At 58.4% G+C, this 22,455-nt stretch carries 19 protein-coding genes and 1 tRNA gene; 11 read left to right on the forward strand and 9 right to left on the reverse strand.

Annotated elements, in window-relative coordinates; all coding sequences use genetic code 11:
• Positions 1-364: helix-turn-helix domain-containing protein (locus ACR0CG_RS20995; RefSeq protein ID WP_480527303.1), on the forward strand; the 364-nt coding region annotated here is incomplete at its 5' end.
• A 175-nt stretch (positions 365-539) separates the two neighbouring features.
• Here ACR0CG_RS20995 and ACR0CG_RS21000 read toward each other — a convergent pair.
• Positions 540-626, reverse strand: a tRNA-Leu gene (locus ACR0CG_RS21000).
• A gap of 211 nt (positions 627-837) precedes the next feature.
• On the opposite strand from ACR0CG_RS21000, the gene ACR0CG_RS21005 reads away from it, so the two are divergent.
• Positions 838-1,821, forward strand: a complete 984-nt coding sequence (locus ACR0CG_RS21005) for a complex I NDUFA9 subunit family protein (protein WP_480527305.1) — start codon at positions 838-840, stop codon at positions 1,819-1,821.
• On the opposite strand, the gene ACR0CG_RS21010 is transcribed toward ACR0CG_RS21005, so the two are convergent.
• Positions 1,822-2,625, reverse strand: a complete 804-nt coding sequence (locus tag ACR0CG_RS21010; RefSeq protein ID WP_480527306.1) for an undecaprenyl-diphosphate phosphatase — start codon at positions 2,623-2,625, stop codon at positions 1,822-1,824. It lies immediately after the preceding gene.
• Between the two features lie 229 nt (positions 2,626-2,854).
• Between ACR0CG_RS21010 and ACR0CG_RS21015 the strand changes: the two genes are divergently transcribed.
• From ACR0CG_RS21015 to ACR0CG_RS21045, 7 genes are all read left to right on the forward strand, one after another.
• Positions 2,855-4,288, forward strand: a complete 1,434-nt coding sequence (locus ACR0CG_RS21015; protein WP_480527308.1) for an NAD(P)-dependent oxidoreductase — start codon at positions 2,855-2,857, stop codon at positions 4,286-4,288.
• A gap of 29 nt (positions 4,289-4,317) precedes the next feature.
• Entirely contained in the window at positions 4,318-4,752 is a 435-nt protein-coding gene (locus tag ACR0CG_RS21020) for a GFA family protein (RefSeq protein ID WP_170682587.1), read from the forward strand.
• Positions 4,749-9,281, forward strand: coding sequence for a glutamate synthase large subunit (gene gltB, locus ACR0CG_RS21025; protein ID WP_480527310.1), 4,533 nt, complete (start codon positions 4,749-4,751; stop codon positions 9,279-9,281). The genes ACR0CG_RS21020 and gltB overlap by 4 nt, the downstream gene beginning before the upstream one ends.
• 130 nt (positions 9,282-9,411) lie before the next feature.
• On the forward strand, positions 9,412-10,146 hold the full coding sequence (gene mtgA, locus ACR0CG_RS21030; protein ID WP_480527312.1) for a monofunctional biosynthetic peptidoglycan transglycosylase: 735 nt from the start codon (positions 9,412-9,414) through the stop codon (positions 10,144-10,146).
• Between the two features lie 58 nt (positions 10,147-10,204).
• Complete coding sequence (fzlA, locus tag ACR0CG_RS21035) at positions 10,205-10,870, forward strand: FtsZ-binding protein FzlA (protein ID WP_170808350.1); 666 nt, start codon at positions 10,205-10,207, stop codon at positions 10,868-10,870.
• A 78-nt stretch (positions 10,871-10,948) separates the two neighbouring features.
• Positions 10,949-11,986 carry a tRNA epoxyqueuosine(34) reductase QueG gene (queG, locus tag ACR0CG_RS21040; RefSeq protein ID WP_480527314.1) on the forward strand — a complete coding sequence of 346 codons (1,038 nt, stop codon included), beginning with the start codon at positions 10,949-10,951 and terminating at the stop codon, positions 11,984-11,986.
• A 71-nt stretch (positions 11,987-12,057) separates the two neighbouring features.
• Complete coding sequence (locus tag ACR0CG_RS21045) at positions 12,058-14,061, forward strand: hydantoinase/oxoprolinase family protein (RefSeq protein WP_480527343.1); 2,004 nt, start codon at positions 12,058-12,060, stop codon at positions 14,059-14,061.
• Between the two features lie 39 nt (positions 14,062-14,100).
• Here ACR0CG_RS21045 and msrA read toward each other — a convergent pair whose 3' ends face one another.
• Positions 14,101-14,613 carry a peptide-methionine (S)-S-oxide reductase MsrA gene (gene msrA, locus ACR0CG_RS21050; RefSeq protein WP_480527316.1) on the reverse strand — a complete coding sequence of 171 codons (513 nt, stop codon included), beginning with the start codon at positions 14,611-14,613 and terminating at the stop codon, positions 14,101-14,103.
• Entirely contained in the window at positions 14,613-15,059 is a 447-nt protein-coding gene (gene msrB, locus ACR0CG_RS21055; protein WP_170617350.1) for a peptide-methionine (R)-S-oxide reductase MsrB, read from the reverse strand. The genes msrA and msrB overlap by 1 nt, the downstream gene beginning before the upstream one ends.
• Positions 15,060-15,205: 146 nt before the next feature.
• Between msrB and ACR0CG_RS21060 the strand changes: the two genes are divergently transcribed.
• Entirely contained in the window at positions 15,206-15,727 is a 522-nt protein-coding gene (locus ACR0CG_RS21060) for a glutathione peroxidase (protein ID WP_480527318.1), read from the forward strand.
• On the opposite strand, the gene ACR0CG_RS21065 is transcribed toward ACR0CG_RS21060, so the two are convergent.
• Positions 15,703-16,590, reverse strand: coding sequence for a DMT family transporter (locus tag ACR0CG_RS21065; protein WP_480527320.1), 888 nt, complete (start codon positions 16,588-16,590; stop codon positions 15,703-15,705). The two genes, ACR0CG_RS21060 and ACR0CG_RS21065, sit on opposite strands and share 25 nt — an antisense overlap.
• A 190-nt stretch (positions 16,591-16,780) precedes the next feature.
• Between ACR0CG_RS21065 and ACR0CG_RS21070 the strand changes: the two genes are divergently transcribed.
• Positions 16,781-17,977, forward strand: coding sequence for a BCCT family transporter (locus ACR0CG_RS21070; RefSeq protein ID WP_170617383.1), 1,197 nt, complete (start codon positions 16,781-16,783; stop codon positions 17,975-17,977).
• A gap of 160 nt (positions 17,978-18,137) precedes the next feature.
• Here ACR0CG_RS21070 and ACR0CG_RS21075 read toward each other — a convergent pair whose 3' ends face one another.
• The 4 genes from ACR0CG_RS21075 to ade all read right to left on the reverse strand — a co-directional run bounded on the left by ACR0CG_RS21075 (position 18,138) and on the right by ade (position 22,387).
• Positions 18,138-18,455: a putative quinol monooxygenase gene (locus ACR0CG_RS21075; protein WP_480527322.1), complete on the reverse strand. Its 318-nt coding sequence runs from the start codon at positions 18,453-18,455 to the stop codon at positions 18,138-18,140.
• 251 nt (positions 18,456-18,706) lie between these two features.
• A complete protein-coding gene (locus ACR0CG_RS21080) occupies positions 18,707-18,994 on the reverse strand; it encodes an HU family DNA-binding protein (RefSeq protein WP_068347305.1) in 288 nt (95 codons plus the stop codon).
• Between the two features lie 130 nt (positions 18,995-19,124).
• A complete protein-coding gene (locus ACR0CG_RS21085; RefSeq protein WP_480527324.1) occupies positions 19,125-20,588 on the reverse strand; it encodes an AMP nucleosidase in 1,464 nt (487 codons plus the stop codon).
• Complete coding sequence (gene ade / locus ACR0CG_RS21090) at positions 20,585-22,387, reverse strand: adenine deaminase (protein ID WP_480527325.1); 1,803 nt, start codon at positions 22,385-22,387, stop codon at positions 20,585-20,587. The genes ACR0CG_RS21085 and ade overlap by 4 nt, the downstream gene beginning before the upstream one ends.
• Positions 22,388-22,455 lie beyond the last annotated feature (68 nt).

Here is a 22,455-nt window from a genome sequence, read left to right on the forward strand (position 1 = left end):
GACGTTGGCAGGCATCCGCGATGTGCGGTCGCGGCAAACGCCCTCAACCACCAAAGAGGTGGTTGGGAACGCCTTGCGCGCGCAACTCGCCGTGGGGCACGCCGATATCGAAACGGTGGCGGCCACATTGGGTGTCAGCGTACGCAAGCTGCAACGGCAATTCACTGCGGAGAACACCAGTTTCAAAGAGATCCGTGTGGCTGAACAGACAGATCGAGCCAGGTCGCTGCTGTCGGACACCGACCTTTCTGCAGCGGAGGTTGCCTTCAATCTTGGGTTCAGCGAGGTCACCAGCTTCCGCCGCACATTTGCCAGCTGGTTTGGAATTTCACCAACTAAGTTTCGCAAATTGAGCGGTACGTAGGTAGCAAGGCCTCAATGGAGCGGACATTGGCGCAATGCGCAGCGAAGGTTCAGTTTCCGCCCTTCAAGCCAGAAAGAAGTTGCCGCCACGTTAATCTAAGGGTGGGCGATAAGGTGGACGGAAATTAGACAGCCTTCCACAAGGCTATGATAATTTTATATTTTCGTGAGAAATTTGGTGCCCAGGAGAGGACTCGAACCTCCACGTCCATACGGACACTAGCACCTGAAGCTAGCGCGTCTACCAATTCCGCCACCTGGGCAGGTGTCGTGGAGGGGCGTTTAAGCCTACTGGCGGGGGGCGTCAACAGGATTCGGGAAGTTTTTTGAAAGTTTTTTGATGCGCGCATCTGAAGCATGGGACAGGTGCCGGACTGAAACGAATTTATCGCCGGGGCGCGGCGTTATTGTGCCTTGTTTGCAGTGCTCTGGGGCGATAGATCGGATCAAGACCCATTTAGCAGGAGCCGTTTCATGTCCAAACTGGTCACGATTTATGGTGGATCGGGATTCGTAGGTCGCTACGTTGCGCGCCGTTTGGCGGCTCAGGGGTGGCGTGTTCGAGTCGCGGTGCGGCGCCCGAACGAGGCGATGTTCGTCAAGCCGTATGGTGCAGTGGGGCAGGTCGAGCCGATCCTGTGCAACATTCGCGATGATGCCTCGGTGGCCCTGGCCATGAAAGGTGCCGATGCCGTCGTCAACTGTGTTGGGGTTCTGAACGAGCTGGGTAAAAACACGTTCGACGAAGTGCAGGCTGAGGGCGCGGAACGGATCGCGCGGCTGGCTGCGGAACAGGGTGTGGCCCAGATGGTTCACATGTCGGCAATTGGTGCGGATGCGGAGGCGGACAGCGTCTATTCGAGAACCAAGGCCAAAGGCGAGGCGGCCGTTCTGGCCCATATGCCGGATGCCGTGATATTGCGCCCATCTGTTATTTTCGGGACCGAAGATCAGTTCTTCAACCGCTTTGCCGGCATGGCGCGCCTTGGGCCGTTTCTACCCCTGGCCGGTGCAGAAACACGGTTTCAGCCGGTTTATGTCGATGACGTGGCAAAAGCCGCTGTTTTGGGCATTCTGGGTCAGGCAGAAGCGGGTATTTACGAACTTGGCGGTCCCGAGGTCAAATCGTTCCGTGAGCTGATGCAACAGATGCTGGGGGTTATCCACCGGAAGCGCATCATAATCGGGTTGCCATTCTTTGCGGCGCGTATCATGGCCGGAGTGCTGGATATTGTGAAGTTTGTCAGCTTTCAGCTGTTTCCAAATACGATCCTGACACGTGATCAGCTGAAGAACCTGCGCCATGACAATGTTGTTTCGGATGGTGTGAAGTCTTTCCCAGACCTCGGGATTGAGCCTGCAACGCTTGAGTCGGTTCTTCCGGATTACCTGTGGAAATTCCGCCCGGCCGGTCAGTATGACGACATTCAGAATTCGGCCGGAAACCTGCGGATCTGATCAACTGTAGGCGATTGCCAGCAGTATCACGCCCAGAAAAACGCGATAGATGACGTATGGCGTAAAGCTGACGCTGCGCAAAAGGCGCATCATGAGGCTGAGGGCAAGGAGCGCGGAAAAGAACGCGAAGGCCGCTGCAATCGCGCCGTCTTTGGCCAGTTGCGCGTCCGCGTTTCGGATCACGTCCACGGACAACAGTGTCCCCGAAGCAAGGATCGTCGGGATCGACATCAGCATGGCGATCCGTGCGCCATCTTCCCGTGTGTAGCCAAGGTGGCGTGCGCCCGTGATCGTGATCCCGGATCTTGATGTGCCCGGGATCAGGGCCAGCACCTGCCAAAGCCCCATGATCGCCGCATCTCGCAGGCTCCAGTCACCGGCGTGTTTGGACTGAGGTCCTTTTTGGTCCATCCAGTACAGCAGTAGGCCAAATCCAAGCATGGTCCAGCCGATCACGGCGATGGACCGAAGGCTTTGGCTGAGACCGGTCAGGTAAAGGACGGCGCCAACCATGACCGTCGGGATCGTCGCAATGATCAACCCGGCGGCCAGCCTGGATTGCGGCGTATCAAGTCGGCCGCTTAGTGCTTGGGGAAGTCCGGCGAAGGCCTGTTTAACATCTGTCCAGAAATACAGAACAACAGCGCCCAATGTACCGACATGCACGGCCACATCGATGGCCAGGCCCTGATCATCCAGCCCGGTAAGGCTGGGCAGCAGGATCAGGTGCCCCGAAGAGGAAACCGGCAGAAATTCGGTTATTCCCTGAATAATCGCCGCAAGAATCAATTGAAAAATGCTCATCCGCCCGCCGTGACGCTGCCGTGTTTTCATTATGAACAATGGGTATAAGCGTGATGAAGAAAAGAAAAGCAGGCAGATAGGTCCGAATCGGTTCTAAAATCTGACAAATTCCCAGAATTTTTTCGCCATTGCGTGCTAATTTGTTAAAATAGGTCAGTAAAATTGACTTTTCATCCGACCTGCGATCTCTTAAAGAAAACCGACCTAGCCAATTCATGGAGTCCGACCCGTGGCCAAGCAACCGATGCTGAAATTTGTGCAGATCGACCGCGTCATGCCCAAAAAGCGTGCCGCTGATGACCGCAAGGAAGACTTTTCCGAGATTTATTCCGAGTTTGCTGCCGAAAAGGCGGTCGAGCAGGCCAGTCGCTGCAGCCAGTGCGGTGTTCCCTATTGTCAGTCGCATTGTCCGCTGCACAACAATATTCCGGATTGGCTGCGCCTGACCGCAACCGGACGCCTGGAAGAGGCCTATCAGACCAGCCAGGCGACCAATACCTTCCCTGAAATCTGCGGCCGAATCTGTCCGCAGGATCGCCTTTGTGAAGGTAATTGCGTGATTGAACAATCCGGCCACGGAACTGTCACCATCGGGACGATCGAGAAATACATCACTGACACGGCCTGGGACAAAGGTTGGGTGAAGCCGGTCGCGCCGGGCGCCGAGCGCAGCGAAAGTGTCGGAATCATTGGTGGTGGCCCCGGTGGCTTGGCTGCAGCCGACATGCTGCGCCGTGCAGGTGTTCAAGTGACGGTTTATGATCGTTATGATCGGGCCGGGGGCCTGTTGATGTACGGTATCCCGGGTTTCAAGCTGGAAAAGGACATCGTTCAGCGCCGCAATGATCTGCTGGCCGACGGTGGGGTCGCGTTCGAGCTGAACTGTGACGTTGATGCGGACAAATTCGAAGAAATCCGCGCCAAGCATGACGCCGTGATCATCGCGACCGGCGTTTACAAGTCCCGCGATCTTTCCATGCCGGGCAGTGGTCTGGGCGGGATCGAGAAAGCCATCGACTTCCTGACTGCCTCGAACCGCAAGAGCTTTGGCGACGCGGTTGAGGATTTTGACAACGGTCGTCTGAACGCCGACGGCAAGAAAGTCGTGGTCATTGGCGGTGGGGATACCGCAATGGATTGTGTGCGCACATCGATCCGTCAGGGCGCGACCTCGGTCAAATGTCTCTATCGCCGCGACCGGGCCAATATGCCGGGATCGCAACGCGAAACCCAGAACGCTGAGGAAGAAGGCGTCATCTTCGAATGGCTCAGCGCACCCAAAGGCTTTACCGGTGACGACAAGGTCTCTGGCGTGATGGTGCAGAAGATGCGTCTGGGCCAACCCGATGCTTCGGGCCGTCAGGCCCCCGAAGTGATCGAAGGCGCAGACTATGTCGAAGAGGCCGATCTGGTCATCAAGGCACTGGGGTTCGAACCTGAAGACCTGCCCACACTGTTTGGTCAGCCCGACCTGCCCGTAACCCGCTGGGGCACCGTCAAGGCCGCGTTCCAGACCGGTGAGACCGAGATGGACGGCGTCTATGCCATCGGAGACATCGTACGCGGTGCCTCGCTTGTGGTCTGGGCGATCCGTGACGGCCGCGACTGTGCCGACGCAATCATCGAGCGATTCAACAGCAAGGCTGCCGTCGCAGCCGAATAACCCGAAAGCCCAGCGACAGGAGGGTCAGAATGCCCGAATTGCAAGGCCAATGTATGTGCGGCGCGGTCACAGTGACCGCTACTCCGGCGAAGGAATCGCTGGGCGCATGCCACTGCGATCAATGCCGCCGTTGGACCAGTTCGATGCTGATGACTTTTCAGGCTGAATCCGGTTACGCGGCATTGGGGCCTGTAAAGACTTATGCATCGTCCGACTGGGCCGAGCGTGCCTTCTGCGCGGATTGCGGTTCGGCGCTTTGGTACCGGATCACCCTGCCGGGCGAGTTGCACGGACATACACAGATGGCGGCGGGCCTGTTCGAAGATACGGGCCACAAGCTGCAACTGGAACTTTTTATCGACAAAAAGCCCGATGGGTACGCGTTTGCAGGCGAGCGCAAGCAAATGACCACAGCCGAGGTCGAAGCCATGTTTGCCCAGCCGGAAGAAGGAGACAATCAATGACCAAATATGATGCCGATTGGGTGCGGGCCGAAGAGGCCAAACGCAAATGGCTGGCGGAAAACGGTCTCTATTCCGAGGAAGAAGAGCATTCTTCCTGCGGTGTCGGCCTTGTTGTTTCCGTTGACGGCAAGAAAAGCCGCAAGGTTGTGGATGCCGGAATCGATGCGCTCAAGGCGATCTGGCACCGCGGCGCCGTGGATGCCGACGGCAAAACAGGTGACGGCGCGGGTATCCATGTGCAGATCCCGGTTCAATTCTTCTATGACCAAATTCGGCGCACCGGTCACGAGCCCAACCTGAAAGAACTGATCGCCGTTGGTCAGGTCTTTCTGCCGCGTACTGATTTCGGCGCGCAGGAGCGTTGCCGGACCATCGTGGAAACCGAAGTTCTGCGCATGGGCTATTACATCTATGGTTGGCGTCACGTGCCGGTTGACGTGACCTGTCTGGGTGACAAAGCCAACGCGACACGGCCCGAGATCGAACAGATCCTGATTTCGAATTCCAAGGGCGTGGACGAAGAGACGTTCGAGCGTGAGCTGTACGTGATCCGTCGCCGCATCGAAAAGGCGGCAATGGCGGCAGGAATATCCGGCCTGTACCTGGCCTCGCTGTCTTGCCGCTCGATTATCTACAAGGGCATGATGCTGGCCGAACAGGTTGCAGTCTTCTATCCCGATCTGATGGACGAGCGTTTTGAATCGGCGTTCGCGATCTACCACCAGCGCTATTCCACCAACACCTTCCCGCAATGGTGGCTGGCCCAACCCTTCCGCATGCTGGCCCATAATGGCGAGATCAACACGCTGAAGGGCAACATCAACTGGATGAAAAGCCATGAGATCCGCATGGCCAGCGGCACCTTTGGCGACTATGCCGAAGACATCAAGCCGATCATTGCAGGCGGATCGTCGGATTCGGCTGCATTAGACTCTGTTTTTGAGGTACTGGTGCGCGCGGGCCGCTCGGCCCCGATGGCAAAAACCATGCTGGTGCCTGAAAGCTGGTCCAAGCAGGCGGTGGAACTGCCGCAGGCGTGGCGCGACATGTATTCCTACTGCAACTCGGTGATGGAGCCTTGGGACGGCCCTGCCGCGCTGGCCATGACTGATGGCCGCTGGGTCTGCGCCGGTCTGGATCGGAACGGGTTGCGCCCGATGCGCTATGTGGTGACGGGCGATGGTCTGGTCATCGCCGGATCAGAGGCTGGCATGGTGCCGATCAACGAGGCGACTGTGGTCGAAAAAGGTGCATTGGGTCCCGGGCAGATGCTGGCCGTAGACATGAAAAAGGGCAAACTGTTCCGCGACACTCAGATCAAGAACAAACTGGCCCGCGCGCTGCCGTTTGGCGAGTGGGTCGGCAAGATCAACGATCTTGATGCCACTTTGGCAGGCGTCACCGAACGTCCGTTGTTCACCGGCGAGGAACTGCGCAAGCGGCAGATCGCGGCCGGGTATTCGGTCGAGGAATTGGAGCAGATACTGGCGCCAATGGCCGAGGATGGAAAAGAGGCGCTGGCCTCGATGGGTGACGATACACCCTCGGCAGTGCTGTCCAGGCAATACCGCCCGCTCAGCCATTTCTTCCGCCAGAATTTCAGCCAGGTGACCAACCCGCCCATCGACTCGCTTCGCGAATATCGCGTGATGTCGCTGAAAACGCGGTTTGGCAACCTCAAGAACGTGCTGGACGAAGACAGCAGCCAGACCGAGATCATTGTGCTGGAAAGCCCCTTTGTCGGGAACACACAATGGGAGAAGCTGGCAGAAAACTTCAATGCGACCCTGGCCGAGATCGACTGTTCGTTTGAACCAGGCGAAGGTGCGCTGGGCGACGCTTTGGCCCGTGTCAGAGCCGAAGCAGAAGAAGCCGTGCGCTCGGGCGCCGGGCATCTGGTCCTGACGGATCAGTATTCCGGTCCGGGCAAGGTGGCGATGCCGATGATCCTGGCCACCAGCGCCGTGCACTCTCACCTGATCCGTCAAGGCTTGCGGACGTTCTGCTCGCTGAATGTGCGGTCGGCGGAATGCATCGACCCGCACTATTTTGCCGTTCTGATCGGATGTGGCGCCACCGTGGTCAACGCATATCTGGCCGAGGATTCACTGGCCGACCGGATCGAACGTGGCTTGCTGGATGGCACGCTGACCGAAAATGTTGCGCGATTCCGCGAGGCGATTGACCAGGGCCTGCTCAAGATCATGGCCAAGATGGGCATTTCGGTGGTGTCGTCGTATCGCGGCGGTCTGAATTTCGAGGCGGTGGGCCTGTCCCGCGCCATGGTGGCCGAATACTTCCCCGGCATGACCAGCCGCATCTCGGGCATCGGCGTGCATGGCATCCGGGTCAAGGCCGAGGAGATTCACGCCAAAGGCTGGGACAGCGGTCTGGATGTGTTGCCCATTGGCGGTTTCTACAAGGCGCGCAAGTCGGGTGAGACCCATGCTTGGGAAGCGACCTCGATGCATATGATGCAAATGGCCTGTAACAGAGCCTCATATGAGCTGTGGAAGCAGTATTCGGCCAAGATGCAGTCCAATCCGCCAATCCATCTGCGCGACCTGATGGATTTCAAACCACTCGGCAAGCCGATCCCGATTGAAGAGGTGGAATCGATCACTTCGATCCGCAAACGCTTTGTCACGCCGGGCATGTCGCTGGGCGCGCTGTCGCCCGAAGCGCATAAGACGCTGAACGTGGCGATGAACCGGATTGGCGCCAAGTCGGACTCGGGTGAAGGCGGCGAAGATCCGGCGCATTTCGTGCCGGAACCCAATGGCGACAACCCGTCGGCCAAGATCAAACAGGTGGCCTCGGGCCGTTTTGGTGTGACCGCCGAATACCTGAACCAGTGTGAAGAACTGGAGATCAAAGTCGCCCAGGGTGCGAAACCCGGTGAGGGCGGTCAATTGCCAGGCATGAAGGTCACCGACCTGATTGCGCGCCTGCGTCATTCGACCAAGGGCGTGACGCTGATCTCGCCGCCGCCGCATCACGACATCTACTCGATCGAGGATCTGGCGCAGTTGATCTATGACCTGAAACAGATCAACCCGCGCTGCAAGGTGACGGTCAAGCTGGTTGCGTCCTCGGGCGTGGGAACGATTGCCGCCGGTGTGGCCAAGGCAAAAGCGGATATCATCCTTATTTCGGGTCACAACGGCGGCACGGGTGCCTCACCTGCGACCAGCATCAAATATGCCGGTCTGCCGTGGGAGATGGGTCTGACCGAGGCGCATCAGGTTCTGGCGATGAACAACCTGCGCGACCGCGTGACACTGCGGACCGATGGCGGCCTTCGGACCGGGCGCGACATTGTCATGGCCGCGATGATGGGGGCCGAGGAATACGGCATCGGCACCGCCGCCCTGATCGCGATGGGCTGTATCATGGTGCGTCAGTGCCAGTCGAATACCTGCCCCGTTGGTGTGTGCACACAGGACGAAAGCCTGCGCGCCAAATTCACGGGCAACGCGGACAAGGTTGTGAATCTGATTACCTTCTACGCACAGGAAGTTCGCGAAATCCTCGCCAGCCTGGGCGCGCGGTCCGTGGATGACATCATTGGCCGGGCTGATCTGCTGGCGCAGGTCAGCCGTGGTTCGGCGCATCTGGACGATTTGGATCTCAACCCGCTATTGATCACGGTCGATGGCGCGCATGACATCGTGTATGACCGCGACAAGGATCGGAACGCAGTGCCGGATACACTGGACGCCGAAATTGTCCGCGACGCGGCGCGGTTCCTGAAAGACGGCGAGAAGATGCAACTATCCTACGCCATCCAGAACACGCACAGAACCGTGGGCACCCGCGTCTCCAGTCATATCGTACAGAATTTCGGGATGCGAAACACCTTCCAGCCGGACCATCTGCACGTGAAATTGCAGGGATCGGCCGGTCAGTCCTTGGGGGCCTTTGCGGCTCCGGGTCTGAAGCTGGAAGTGTCGGGTGATGCCAACGACTATGTAGGCAAAGGTCTGTCGGGCGGCACGATCGTGGTGCGTCCGCCGCAGATCAGCCCGCTGAAAGCGGATGAAAACACCATTATCGGCAACACTGTCCTGTACGGCGCAACCGACGGTCAGCTGTTTGCGGCCGGCCGCGCGGGTGAGCGGTTTGCGGTTCGGAACTCGGGTGCCAAGGTGGTCATCGAAGGGTGCGGGTCCAACGGCTGTGAATACATGACCGGCGGCGTTGCCGTGATCCTTGGTTCCATCGGTGCAAATTTTGGTGCCGGTATGACCGGAGGGATGGCTTATCTGTACGATCCTGACGGTCAGGCGGAGCTTCTGATGAACATGGAGACACTTGTCACGTGTCCGGTCACGGTGAGCCACTGGGTAGATCAGTTGCAAACGCTGATCAAACGTCACGCTGCCGAGACCGGAAGCCGCAAAGCCGCGGATATCCTGCAACACTGGGATGTTGAAAAGGCCAACTTCCTGCAGGTGTGCCCGAAGGAAATGCTGAATAAACTCAGCCATCCGCTGAGCGAAGAGATCGCAGCAGTTCCGGCGGAATAAACAGACCCTAAACAAGGTCAAAACCCTGCGTGTTTCCACAAACGCGCAGGGTTCTCCTTTGCATGCATATGGCACACGGGCTGAAATTTAGCCCGTTCCAAACGTGCCTCATGCGTCGTATAGCAAGGGTATGGCAAAAAAAGCAGCGCGCGGAACGCGTGGTAAGAAATCAAAGGCAACAAAGTCAAAGAAGCTGTCGATATCGCGGATTCGCCGCTGGCTGACACGTGGGTTGTTGGCTTGTGTCGCATTTGTGGTCGGTCTTGTGCTGCTCTATTCGATCGTCAATCCGCCGATCACGCATACAATCTGGTCCGAGTGGCGCCGGTTGGGTAAAGTTGAACGCGACTGGGTTCCGATCGAAGAGATTTCCCCGGTGATGGCGCGATCGGTCGTCGCTGCAGAGGACGCGAATTTCTGTCTGCACTGGGGTTTTGACATCGAGGCCATCCGGGACGCGCTGGAAGATGGGGGCGCACGCGGCGCGTCGACCATTTCGCAGCAGGTCGTCAAGAACGTGTTCCTTTGGCAAGGACGCAGTTGGGTGCGCAAAGCGCTTGAAACGTCGATCACGCCGGTTGTCGAACTGTTCTGGAGCAAGCAGCGCATTCTTGAGGTTTATCTGAACGTTGCTGAGACCGGGAACGGGGTTTTCGGGGTCGAGGCTGCTGCGCAAACGCATTTCAATGTATCTGCCGCTAATTTGACGCCGGTTCAGGCCGCGCGGATCGCTGCAATTCTGCCTTCTCCCAGGAACAGATCCGTTGCGGATCCGTCGGTTCGCACGCGCCGCCGGGCCGCCGCGATACGGGACGGAGCGGCCACCATCCGCGCAGATGGTCGCGCGGATTGTTTCGAGGATTGAAACCCAATGCTGCTCAAGGCTAAAGCTTGGTTGTATTCACTGCTTTGATTGGAAGCTCATGGCGCGCCTATTTCACGTTCCCCTGTCCCCCTATTGCCGCAAGGTTCGTCTGTCGCTGGCAGAGAAGAAAATCGAAGTGGAACTGGTTGAGGAACGGTACTGGGAGAAAGATCCGGATTTTCTGCGTCGAAACCCCGCAGGAAAGGTTCCCGTATTGCGCCTGGACGGGCAGGTGATGTCGGAAAGTGCGGCGATCTGCGAGTATATCGAGGAAACCCGCCCCGAACCCGCGCTGATGCCCAAAACGCCAGAAGCGCGCTATGAAGTAAGGCGTCTGGTCGGCTGGTTTGACGACAAGTTTCATCACGAAGTGACATCGAAACTGGTGTACGAGCGGGTCAACAAGAAAGTGACCGGGGAAGGCTACCCGGACAGCAAGCGCGTCAAGGAAGGTGCGCGCGCAATCAAGTACCATCTGGACTACATGACATGGTTGCTGGATCAACGCCGCTGGCTAGCCGGGGATCAGATGACGCTGGCGGATTTCGCCGCTGCCGCACATCTGTCGGCACTGGACTATATCTCGGACGTGGACTGGAATCGCAGCCAGACGGTCAGGGACTGGTATGCCAAGATCAAATCGCGACCGGCGTTCCGGTCCATCCTGGCTGATCAGGTGCCGGGTTTCCGGCCTCCGCCCCATTACGCCGATCTGGATTTCTGATAGGGTCGGGGCGCAGGGGGCCTTCCGCCCCCTCTTGGCCCGTCGGGCCAATTCACCCCCGAGGATATTTTTGGCCAGATGAAGAACGGATCGGGTTTGAAGGAAAAGCTGGTCGCCCAGGCATTGAGCGAGGGTTTTGTGTCCTGTCGGATTTGCAGGCCCTGGGACGTGCCGCAGGTTCCAGTCCGGTTGGAAGCGTTTCTGCGGGCCGGATATCATGGGCAGATGGCATGGATGGCCGAGCGCACTCATTGGCGTGGTGATCCGGCGGTTTTGTGGCCGGAGGCCCGGTCGGTGATAATGCTGGCCGAAAGCTACGCGCCCGAGCATGATCCGACCGAAATTCTGAACTATCCCGAAAAAGCGGCGATCTCGGTCTATGCTCAGAACAAGGACTATCATGATCTGGTCAAAAAGCGCCTGAAACGACTGGCGCGCTGGCTGATTGCCGAGGCCGGAGGCGAAGTGAAAGTGTTTGTCGATACAGCACCTGTGCCGGAAAAGGCACTTGGTCAGGCTGCGGGATTGGGTTGGCAGGGAAAACACACCAATCTGGTTAGTCGGGATTGGGGCAATTGGGCCTTCATAGGGTCTGTTTTCACGACATTGGACTTGCCTGCCGATCCAGCGGATATTGACCGCTGCGGGTCGTGCCGGGCTTGTCTGGATAGTTGCCCGACCGACGCGTTTCCTGCCCCATACCTTTTGGATGCGCGGCGCTGTATCTCGTACCTGACAATCGAGCACAAAGGTCCGGTCGAGGAAGAGTTGCGCGGCAAATTGGGCAACAGGATCTATGGATGTGATGATTGTCTTGCGGCGTGTCCGTGGAACAAATTCGCAGTGGCGGCCAGTGATATGCGCTATGCGGCCCGGGATGACCTCAAGGCGCCTGCGTTAACTGATCTTGTGGCACTGGATGATGCCGCGTTTCGGGAGAAGTTTTCCGGCTCGCCCATCAAACGGATTGGTCGTGACCGGTTCGTGCGCAATGTGCTGTATGCCATCGGCAATTCCGGTATTGCAGAACTGTGTAGTGACGCGCAGGCGCTGACGGACGACCCTGATCCGGCAGTGGCCGACGCGGCGCGCTGGGCGGTAAAACGGCTGTCGTAAATGCCGCAAACAGGCTGGACGTGACGGCGCAAACCGCTAGACCCTTTGTCAGCGAACAGATGGAGGACCCGATGGCGCTGGCTTTGGGGGTGGATACAGGCGGAACCTACACGGATGCGGTGTTGATCCGGGATGAGAAAGAGGTGATTGCCTCGGCTAAATCCCTGACAACACGGGCGGACCTGGCGATCGGTGTGGGCAGGGCGATTTCGTCCGTGTTGGACGAGGCCCGGGTTTCACCCGACCAGATATCGATGGCGTCGCTGTCGACCACCCTGGCCACGAACGCCTTGGTCGAGGGGCAGGGCGGGCGTGTTGCGCTTGTGTATATCGGCTTCAAGGACAGTGATCTGGAAAAGCACGGGCTGAAGGACGCGCTGAAAGGCGACCCGGCACTTGTGATTTCCGGTGGCCACAGCCATGCCGGTAGCGAAGCTGCGCCGCTGGATATTGCGGCGCTTGAGGCGTTTTTAGACTCTCATAGAGGGATATCCGGCTTTGCCGTTGCTGCGCAATTCGCCACACGCAACCCGGCGCATGAGCTGGAAGCAGCGCGGACCATTGCGGAAAAGACAGGGGCACCGGTCACGTGTTCCCATCACCTGTCAGCCAGGCTGAACGGCCCGAAACGGGCGGTGACCGCCGTTCTGAACGCGCGATTGATTGGTATGATCGACCGCCTGATCGGCCGGGCACAGGACAGGTTGCACGAGCTGGGCATCACGGCCCCGATGATGGTGGTGCGTGGTGATGGTGCGCTGATGAGTGCCGAGCAGGCGCGTGAACGCCCGATTGAGACGATCCTCAGCGGCCCGGCGGCTTCGATTGTGGGGGCACGCTGGCTGACCGGGGTCGAGAATGCGCTTGTCTCTGATATTGGCGGGACCACGACGGATGTGGCTTTGATCCGGGACGGCAAGCCTGCGATTGATCCGGCCGGGGCGCAGGTGGGCGGTTTCCGCACCATGGTCGAGGCGGTGGCGATGCGGACCCATGGATTGGGCGGTGACAGCCAGGTTCACGTGGTTACTGAAGGCTTGGGCGGCGGCGTATTCCTGGGGCCGCGGCGGGTGCTGCCGGTTTCTCTGATCGCGTCGGAAGCGCCCGAAGTCGTGCATGCCGCGCTGGACGAGCAACTGCGGGCAACAACGGTGGGCGAGTTTGATACACGGTTCGCCCGAAGGGTTTCAGGGATGCGCGCTGTTGAGGTCGGGCCGCGCGAGAATACCTTGCTGGAGCGGCTTGGTGACCAGGTTTTGCCGCTGAGCAGCCTCTTGCGGACCAGAATGGACAACGGTGCGCTGGCGCGGTTGGTGGACCGCGGGCTTGTGCAGGTCTCGGGCGTGACGCCATCGGATGCAAGCCACGTTCTGGGCCGGGTCGATGCCTGGGATTCAAGTGCTGCCCGCAAGGCGCTGGAACTTGTGTCCCGCAAGAGGGTGGGGTCGGGTGATGTTCTGGCGAAGTCTCCGGAACAGCTGGCGGGTATGATCGTGGATCAACTGACCGAACAGACCAGTTTGACCTTGTTAGAAACTGCTTTTGCGGAAGAAGGGCATGATTTTGGGGTTCCTCCTCAGGATCTGGCCCGTCATGTGCTGACCCGGCGCGGCCTGGCAGGGCACCGTGGCCTGTTGTCTCTGGATACGGCTTTGAATGTGGATGTCGTGGGCCTTGGCGCTTCAGCGCCCAGCTACTATCCGGCCGTCGGGGAGCGGTTGCGATGCCGTATGATCCTGCCCGAGCATACCGGCGTCGCAAATGCCATCGGTGCGGTTGTCGGGCGGCTGACTTTGCGGCGCTCGGGCACCGTAACCTCGCCTGCCGAGGGGCGATATCGCGTGCATCTGGACAGTGGGCCACAGGATTTTGCGGCGTCAGATCAGGCTTTGGCGCTGTTGGAAGCTGTTTTGAAGGAAGAAGCGGAAACCGCAGTCCGCGAAGCCGGGGCAGAAGATATCCGGGTCATTGTCGACAGGGACATCAGGACCGCGCGCATCGAGGCGCAGGAGGTGTTTGTCGAAGCCCTTGTGACGGTCGAGGCCAGTGGCCGCCCACGAGTGGCCACTGGCTAGCCCCCCTCGAATTCAAAGAGGGTCAGGGCAGGTCGTCGTTTACTCGGCCGCATCGGCGCGTTTGGGCAGAACCCAGTCCTGGCGCGGAAAGTGGCAGGTATACCCGTTCGGGATGCGAACCAGATAGTCCTGATGCTCTGGCTCGGCCTCCCAGAAATCTCCGACGGGCTCAACTTCGGTCACGACTTTACCGGGCCATAGGCCACTGGCATTCACATCGGCAATCGTGTCCTGCGCGACCTGCTTCTGATTGTCGTCGGCATAGTAGATAGCCGAACGATAGCTCATCCCGAGGTCGTTGCCCTGACGGTTCACCGTCGTAGGATCGTGGATCTGGAAAAAGAACTCGAGCAAAGTGCGGTAAGATATTTGCGCTGGATCGAACCAGATTTCGATCCCTTCGGCATGGGTGCCATGATTGCGGTAGGTGGCGTTGGGTACGTCACCGCCCGTATAACCGACACGGGTGCGGGAAACGCCGGGAAGTTTGCGGATCAGATCCTGCATGCCCCAGAAGCATCCCCCGGCAAGTACGGCGCGTTCTTCAGTCATCAGATGTCCTCCACATGGATCAAATACTCGCCATAGCCTTCGGTCTCCATCTCGTCACGATGAATGAACCGCAGCGCGGCTGAGTTTATGCAATAGCGCAGCCCGCCATGTTCGCGCGGACCGTCAGGAAATACATGCCCCAGATGGCTATCACCGTGTTTCGAGCGCACCTCGGTACGGATCATGCCGAGGGTGGCGTCCCGAAACTCTTCCACGTGTTCGTGGATGATGGGCTTCGTGAAACTGGGCCAGCCGCAGCCGGATTCGTATTTGTGGGTCGAAGCGAACAATGGCTCTCCCGAGACGATATCAACGTAAATCCCGGGCTCCTTGTTGCCCAGATACTTGCCGGTGCCGGGGCGTTCGGTACCGCTGCGCTGCGTGACGTGGTATTCTTCGGGTGACAGAGCGGCGATGGCCTCGGGGTCTTTGGTATAGCGGGTCATGGCTCCTCCGGTTTTTGACGCGACTTGGCCTTCTATTTGGGCATAACGAGGCAAAAAGCAAAATCATATTTCAGCCATCTCGCGCGCTCGTGCATGTGATCCGGTTGCCAGGCGGGCACGTAGTTCTCAGTAAAGGAGGTGCCGCCATGTTCAGACTGCTTCTGCTATTCGCCCTGCTGTTGATCGCCCGCGCGGTGCAAGCTGCGCCTTTGACTGGCGAATTTGATTCGATCGACGGCGGCACGTTGTCTATCGAAGACTGGCGAGGACAGCCGGTTCTGATCGTGAATACCGCGTCCCGATGCGGGTTCACAGGGCAGTATGCGGGCCTGCAAAAGATTCATGACACTTACGCGGAACGGGGGCTGGTGGTTCTGGCCGTCCCGTCGGATTCGTTCAAACAGGAACTGGGCTCCGCGGAAGAGGTAAAGCGGTTCTGCGAGTTGAACTATGACCTGACCCTGCCAATGACCGAGATAACGCCGGTCAAAGGGCCTGATGCGCATCCATTCTACAAGACTGTCGCCGCGCAGACGGGCTTTGTCCCCAGTTGGAACTTCAACAAGATCCTTATCGATCCGTCAGGCGAGGTCGTCGCCACGTTTGGGTCGAATGTGCGGCCTGACTCGCGAAAACTATTGAGTCAGGTCGAGGCTTTGCTGCGCTGAACCGGTTGTCTGGATAGCTGAACAGCTAAAATCCCCAGCGTGGTAATGCCTACTCCGACCGCATCCATGGGCCCGAGCTTTTCACCAAGCAACAGTGCAGCAATTGCGACACCGAACACCGGGTTCAGGAAGTGAAAGGTCGCGGCCCGGACAGCACCGATTCTGTTCAGCAACATGAACCAGATCAAGGTCGCCAGCAGCCCGGGGGCAAGGGTGGTGTAGGTGAACGCAAGAAGCAGGGGCAGCGTTGGATGGACATAGATCGTCTCAAAGAATGGCGCAGCCACAAACAGTACGGCTGAGCCGACAAACATCTGCAACCCGACGACCATCATGAAGTTCCCGCCCGATGTTGCACCGCGGACCGCCAGTGTCGCGAAGGTCAGGGCCAGGGCGCCGATCCCGCACAGCATCACGCCAAACATATCGACACCGGCGTTGATCCTGCTACTCATGATCAGGGCGACGCCGAAGAAGCCAGACAACAACCCGACAATTCCCATTGGTCGCAGTTTTTCGCGGAAGAACAACCAACCCGCGACGGCAACCAGCAACGGCATTGTCGAGGCGATGATCGCGGCGACCGAGGCTTCGACCGTTTGCATGGCATAAAAATTCAGACCCAAATAAAGGGCATTTTGGCAAACGCCGAACAAAATGGTTGCCCGCCATTGGTCCCTTGTCAGATGCCAGCTTTGTCCCATGGCTCGCGCAATCGCCACTCCGATGATGCCAGATAACAGGAACCTCAGGGCCAGTGAAAACAGCGGTGAAGCATCGGCAACAATGATCCGCGCCGAGGAAAAGGCCGACGACCAGATCAGGGCAAATGTCAGCCCCATGGCTATGGCGCGCAGATCCATGAAACCTCCATCCCGGAACGCCGGGACTGTTGCCGAATTCCGATCAGGCCGCAAGCGCCGCAGGGGTTCAGCGTCAAAAAAGCCACATGTGCCGTGCAAGAATTCTTGGGTTTTCGTTTTTATTGATTGACCAGCCAATTAAGGATATTCGCGCCAAATCTGACCAATCAAGGGAGGTTTGTCGGTGTTCCTGGAATACATCTTGTCTTTTGGCGTCCTGCTGGCCCTGGGCCTGGTCGCTTTCTTCGTCGTGAAATGGTGGAACCTGCGCTGCGTCGGCGTGACGCCTGTCCACCTGTTCACGTTTATCGCGATCCTGTTCACATCCGGGCTGGATGTCGGCCTGATCATGTTCCCTCTGACCGAGTTCGGGGGCTATGCCGAAGACCCGGCCTATGCATTCGCCAACCCGCTGGCGATCGAATTCGGGTTCTGGGGCTTTCTGATCTGGGCCTTCTACTTCCTGACCGCGTTCTATTTCTGCGTCATCGAACCGCGTGTGAAGTTCTTTGAGATCCCGCTGGTCAAGCTGATCAACAACGTGGTCATCATCGGCACCTGTGCTTTCACCGCCAGCCTGTTCCTGATCTACCTGCCCGGCTACCTGCCCGAGGTCGGAGACGGCGAATCCGTGGTCACCACCTTCTACATCATCGTGTTCGTGGTGATTCTGGCGGCGGCCTATTCGTCGACCGATCTGAAATACGTGCGTATCCTGTCGGTGGGATCGACCTTCCTGTTCCTGGCTCTGATCCTGGGGATGTGGGCGGCGGCCGGTATGGGTATGACCGGGTTCGTTGATACTGGCAGCAACATCAGTGCGTATTTCGCTAACCTGCACAAGTTCGTCCTGCCGCTGACCGACTATCACGCCTTCTACCTGTTCTGGTGGTTCGCATGGTCGATTATGATTGGCCAGTTCACTTCGCGCTTTGTCGGCGGTCTGACCACGTGGCAACTGTTGGCCGCGCTGCTGATCTTTCCGTCGATCCCGTTGGCGATCTGGTTCACCGTTCTCTACTACTACCACCTGAACGGCATCAGCACCGCAGGCGTGACCAACATCGCGATGGTGATCGTGGGCGTGACCTTCGTCATCAACTCGCTGGACTCGTTGATTAGACTCTATACCGACAATCTGAACATGACAGTCGAAAGGTTCGGCAAGGCGGCTTACGTGGCGGGCAACGTGGCGTTGCTGTTCGTCCTGACCCTGCTGTTCCAGAGCCAGTGGCTGCAGATCCAGTGGATTGGCGCGGTCGTGGTGGGCCTCTATCTGGCCTGTGTGGTCTATATCCTGCTCGCCAAGCGTAATGAGGTGCTGAGCATCGATTCCATGCCCGAAGATCGTGATCTGGACTTCCACAAGGTTGAGACAGTTCACTGATCAACCTTGGCAGTGAAACAGGTGCGGGCGCTTTTGGCGCCCGTTTTCTTAGCAGCGGATTCTATTCACGGTAGTGTCTGCGCTGCAGAGCAAGTCGCCGTTCCAATAGTGCCACTACCTACTCTTTGCTGCTACCCGACCTGTTCCGGTGAAGCTCTGTTCACTCCGGAACAATGAACTCGCTTTGACGGCTTATCTCCCCGAAATCGACCACCCATTTGACTTTGTGGTCGGCTGTTGCCTCCCAAAAGCGGGAAAAATGAACTGTCTCTTGGTGGGCCTCGTGGTCGGCCTTAGCTCCATAGACCTCATAAACTATACCTTGGGATTCACCGTTCGCAGCGACGAATACTTCATATCGTTCGCATCCCCTTTCGAACTGCACTGAGGCTTGGGCGACTTTTTTTACCTCTTCTACAAATTTTGTGAAGGAGCCCAATACAACTTCAAAGTGGGCGGCGACCAAGTATTTCTCCATCTGTTCGCTCCGAAAAAGTTCGACGAGGCTACAGCATAACACATTCGGAGAGCGCAGATCGAAAAGCCCAAAACCGATCACCCGAGTAGAACACCTGGATGCGGGAAGGGGCAGCATGGCCGCCGGATGTTTACATCAATCAGAACGGAAAAATTAGTCTCAAAGCGGACAAATGAAGATCACAGAAATAGCTCAAAGAAAAAGGGCCCCCAACCGGCGGCCCTCAATCTCTTTGCGGCAAAAGGCTGAAATCAGCCGTTCACGCTGTCCTTCAGCGCCTTCGCGATGGTCATTTTCACAACCTTATCGGCCTCTTTGGTGAAGGTCTCACCAGTGGCCGGGTTGCGGACCTGACGCTCGGGGCGTTCGCGGCAGTAGATTTTGCCGACGCCGGGCAGGGTTACTGCGCCACCGGCCGAAACTTCGCGGGTGATCAGGCCTGTGATGGCCTCCAGCGCCGCGTTCGCGGATTTCTTGTCGGTCCCCATTTCCTCAGCGAGAGCAGCAACCAGCTGAGTCTTTGTCATAGGCTTTGCCATTTCTTGGTCTCCTTAACGTGCCCGATCTCTTGGGCCTCACCGCGTAACTGTAACGGGATATTGTGCTGGAACACAACGAATAGTAGCGCGGAAAACCCTAAAAATATGGGGAAAACGTTGCTTTTTTGCGTCAGAGGAAGGCCGTTTCGTCAAAAGAACGCAATTTCCGGCTGTGCAGACGCTCCAACGGCATGCCGCGCAGGTGCTCCATCGCACGAATGCCAATGGCCAGATGGCGGCTTACCTGCGTTGTATAGAAGTCCGAAGCCATGCCGGGAAGCTTTAATTCTCCGTGCAGGGGTTTGTCTGACACGCACAGCAAAGTGCCGTAGGGAACCCGGAAGCGATAGCCATTGGCGGCGATGGTGGCGCTTTCCATATCCAGCGCGATGGCCCGAGACTGGCTGAGCCGCTGAACCGGTCCGGACTGGTCGCGCAGTTCCCAGTTTCGGTTGTCGACAGATGCAACGGTGCCGGTGCGCATGATGCGCTTTAGCTCGTACCCTTCCAGTTCGGTGACTTCGGCAACAGCCCGCTCCAGCGCGACCTGCACTTCCGCCAGCGGGGGGATCGGCACCCAGACCGGGAGGTCGTCATCCAGCACCTTGTCCTCACGCAGGTAGGCATGTGCCAGCACGAAATCCCCCAACGCCTGCGTATTCCGCAATCCGGCGCAGTGACCGACCATAAGCCATGCATGGGGCCGCAGAACCGCGATGTGATCGGTGGCGGTTTTGGCGTTGGAAGGGCCGACGCCGATATTGACCAGAGTGATGCCGGAACCGTCTGCGCGCTTCAGGTGGTAGGTCGGCATCTGGGGCAGCTTCAGCGGTTGCTCCAGGGCGGCATCCGGTGTGGTGATCTCGACATTGCCGGTCGAGACAAAGCTTGTGTAACCGCTTTCCGGATCGGCCAGTTGTTCGCGCGCGTAGTTCTCGAACTCGGACACGTAGAACTGGTAGTTTGTAAACAGGACGTGGTTCTGAAAGTGGCTGGGGTCGGTCGCTGTATAGTGGGACAGCCGCGCCAGCGAATAGTCCACACGTTGCGCGGTGAAAAGCGACAACGGTCCTGCCAGATCTTCGTGATCATGCACTCCGTTGACGATATCGTCATTGGTGGTGGTCAGATCAGGAACGTCAAACACATCCCTGAGCGTGAATCCGGCAGCACCCTGCTGCGGCACCACCAGTTCCGGGTTGTTGGCCACGGCGAAGTGTACCGGGATCGGCGTATCCGAAGGCCCGATGGTCACAGGCTGGTCATGGTTTCGGATCAGCAGCGCGATCTGTTGTGTCAGGTAAGACCGGAACAGATCGGGACGGGTCACCGTGGTGGCGTGAACACCCGGTTCCGAAACATGACCAAAACTCAGTCGGCTGTCGACATGTGCATAGGACGAGGTCTTGATGCGAATTTCCGGGTAATAGGCTCTGAATCGCTCAGTCGGAGCGCCGTGTCCCATGGTTTTGGCAAAGCTGTCGCACAGAAACCTTGTGGCCTGATTGTACAACTCCTTCAGCCGCGCAACTGCGGCCTCGGGGTCGGTGAAACTTTGCGGATCAGGTGCATCCGGTGTTTTTATGATTGTCATGCAAGTGGTTCCAAAAGGTCGATTTTCTCAAACGTCCGCACATCCACCAGCCCAAGGTCGGAAATCCGCAGTTCCGGGATCACCACCAGGGCCAGCAGTGAATGCTGCATGTACGCGTTGTTCAGCTTACAGCCGCAGGCTTCCATCGCCGCGACCATTTTTTGCGCCTTGTCGGCCACTTCCGAGGCCGGCCGGTCCGACATCAGGCCGGCGATGGGCAACTCAACCAGTGCCAGTTCCTCGCCCTCGCGGAAAATGGTGATACCACCGCCCACCTCGGCCAGGCGGTTGGCGGCCAGCGCCATCTGCTCGCGGCTGGTGCCGACGACGATCATGTGGTGGCTGTCATGGGCCACGGTCGACGCCATTGCCATGTTGCCCTGGTATCCAAACCCGGACACAAAGGCATTAGTTACCCCGCCAGTGGCCTTGTGCCTTTCAACCAGCGCGATCTGGCAAACATCACCTTCGCCTTCGACCAGCCCGCCGATGATCGGCAACTCGGCCTTCAGCGCTTTGGTCGGAGCCTGGTTTTCGACCACACCGATCACATTGGCACGTACCCTGTTTGCGCCCGCCGGGGCCGTGATTTCAAAATCGACATCCGTCAGGGTGTGTCCCAGGTGAACGGTGCTACGGGCCTTGTCCGGCCAGTTAAGGTGCGGGCAATCCACTGTGGCTTTACCGGCTTCGGCCACGACTTGCCCACGCGCGATGACCATCTCGACGGGCAGTTCGGTCAGATCCGAACTCAGAATAATGTCGGCCCGCCGTCCGGGGGTTACAGACCCTATTTCCCGCTCAAGCCCGAAATGGGTTGCGGTGTTGATCGTTGCCATTTGCAGCGCGATCAGCGGATCGCATCCGCAGGCAATGGCGTGACGGACAACGCGGTTCATGTGGCCGTCATTGACCAGCGTGCCGGAATGGCAATCATCCGTGCACAGAATGAAATTGCGGGGGTCCAGACCTTTCTGTGTCACGGCACTGATCTGACTTTCGACATCATACCAGGCCGAACCCAGCCGCATCATGGACCGCATCCCCTGGCGCACGCGGGCAATGGCATCCGCTTCGCATGTGCCCTCATGATCATCTGCCGGGCCGCCTGCGACATAGGCCGAAAAATCAGACCCTAAATCGGGTGATGCGTAGTGCCCGCCGACGGTTTTGCCTGCCCGCTGCGTGGCGGCGATTTCAGCCAGCATCTTGGGGTCGCCATGGATCACGCCGGGAAAGTTCATCATTTCACCCAACCCGATAATGCCTGGCCAGGACATCGCCTCGGCTACATCATCGGGGGTGATTTCATAGCCTGTGGTCTCCAGACCTGGTGCGGACGGTGCGCAGGACGGCATCTGCGTAAAGATGTTCACCGGTTGCATCATCGCCTCGTCATGCATCATTCGCACGCCGTCCAGACCCAGAACATTGGCAATCTCATGCGGGTCGGTGAACATCGAGGTGGTGCCGTGCGGAATCACGGCCCGGGCAAATTCGGCCGGGGTCAGCATCCCCGATTCGATGTGCATATGCGCGTCGCACAGGCCCGGAACGATATATCGCCCGTTTGCTTCGATGATTCGCGTCTCGGGGCCGATGCAGTGTGACGCGTCTGCCCCGACAAAAGCCACGCGCCCGTCGGCTACGGCGACGGAATGATTGGGGAGCAGTTCGCGGCTGTGTACGTTCACCCAGATACCATCGCGGATGACCATGTCCGCAGCTTCGCGCCCGGCGGCAACTGAGATCAAACGGGGGGCGACATCGGGCCAGCTTGGGAAAGGTGTGTATTCCATGGCTCAACTTTCCCGAATGCGCGGTCAGGTGCAACCCCCGGCGGTCGGGTATCATGAAACCATCACAA

This window comes from Ruegeria sp. AB8, from assembly GCF_056542605.1.

Excerpts from the sequence above, each read along its gene's own strand:
- gltB (WP_480527310.1), top strand. The coding sequence starts at position 4,749 with ATGACCAAATATGATGCCGATTGGGTGCGGGCCGAAGAGGCCAAACGC.
- msrB (WP_170617350.1), bottom strand. The coding sequence starts at position 15,059 with ATGACCCGCTATACCAAAGACCCCGAGGCCATCGCCGCTCTGTCACCC.
- ACR0CG_RS21045 (WP_480527343.1), top strand. The coding sequence starts at position 12,058 with ATGGCGCTGGCTTTGGGGGTGGATACAGGCGGAACCTACACGGATGCG.
- ACR0CG_RS21080 (WP_068347305.1), bottom strand. The coding sequence starts at position 18,994 with ATGGCAAAGCCTATGACAAAGACTCAGCTGGTTGCTGCTCTCGCTGAG.
- ade (WP_480527325.1), bottom strand. The coding sequence starts at position 22,387 with ATGGAATACACACCTTTCCCAAGCTGGCCCGATGTCGCCCCCCGTTTG.
- ACR0CG_RS21085 (WP_480527324.1), bottom strand. The coding sequence starts at position 20,588 with ATGACAATCATAAAAACACCGGATGCACCTGATCCGCAAAGTTTCACC.
- queG (WP_480527314.1), top strand. The coding sequence starts at position 10,949 with ATGAAGAACGGATCGGGTTTGAAGGAAAAGCTGGTCGCCCAGGCATTG.
- ACR0CG_RS21010 (WP_480527306.1), bottom strand. The coding sequence starts at position 2,625 with ATGAGCATTTTTCAATTGATTCTTGCGGCGATTATTCAGGGAATAACC.
- mtgA (WP_480527312.1), top strand. The coding sequence starts at position 9,412 with ATGGCAAAAAAAGCAGCGCGCGGAACGCGTGGTAAGAAATCAAAGGCA.
- ACR0CG_RS21075 (WP_480527322.1), bottom strand. The coding sequence starts at position 18,455 with ATGGAGAAATACTTGGTCGCCGCCCACTTTGAAGTTGTATTGGGCTCC.
- ACR0CG_RS21020 (WP_170682587.1), top strand. The coding sequence starts at position 4,318 with ATGCCCGAATTGCAAGGCCAATGTATGTGCGGCGCGGTCACAGTGACC.
- ACR0CG_RS21065 (WP_480527320.1), bottom strand. The coding sequence starts at position 16,590 with ATGGATCTGCGCGCCATAGCCATGGGGCTGACATTTGCCCTGATCTGG.
- ACR0CG_RS21005 (WP_480527305.1), top strand. The coding sequence starts at position 838 with ATGTCCAAACTGGTCACGATTTATGGTGGATCGGGATTCGTAGGTCGC.
- fzlA (WP_170808350.1), top strand. The coding sequence starts at position 10,205 with ATGGCGCGCCTATTTCACGTTCCCCTGTCCCCCTATTGCCGCAAGGTT.
- msrA (WP_480527316.1), bottom strand. The coding sequence starts at position 14,613 with ATGACTGAAGAACGCGCCGTACTTGCCGGGGGATGCTTCTGGGGCATG.
- ACR0CG_RS21060 (WP_480527318.1), top strand. The coding sequence starts at position 15,206 with ATGTTCAGACTGCTTCTGCTATTCGCCCTGCTGTTGATCGCCCGCGCG.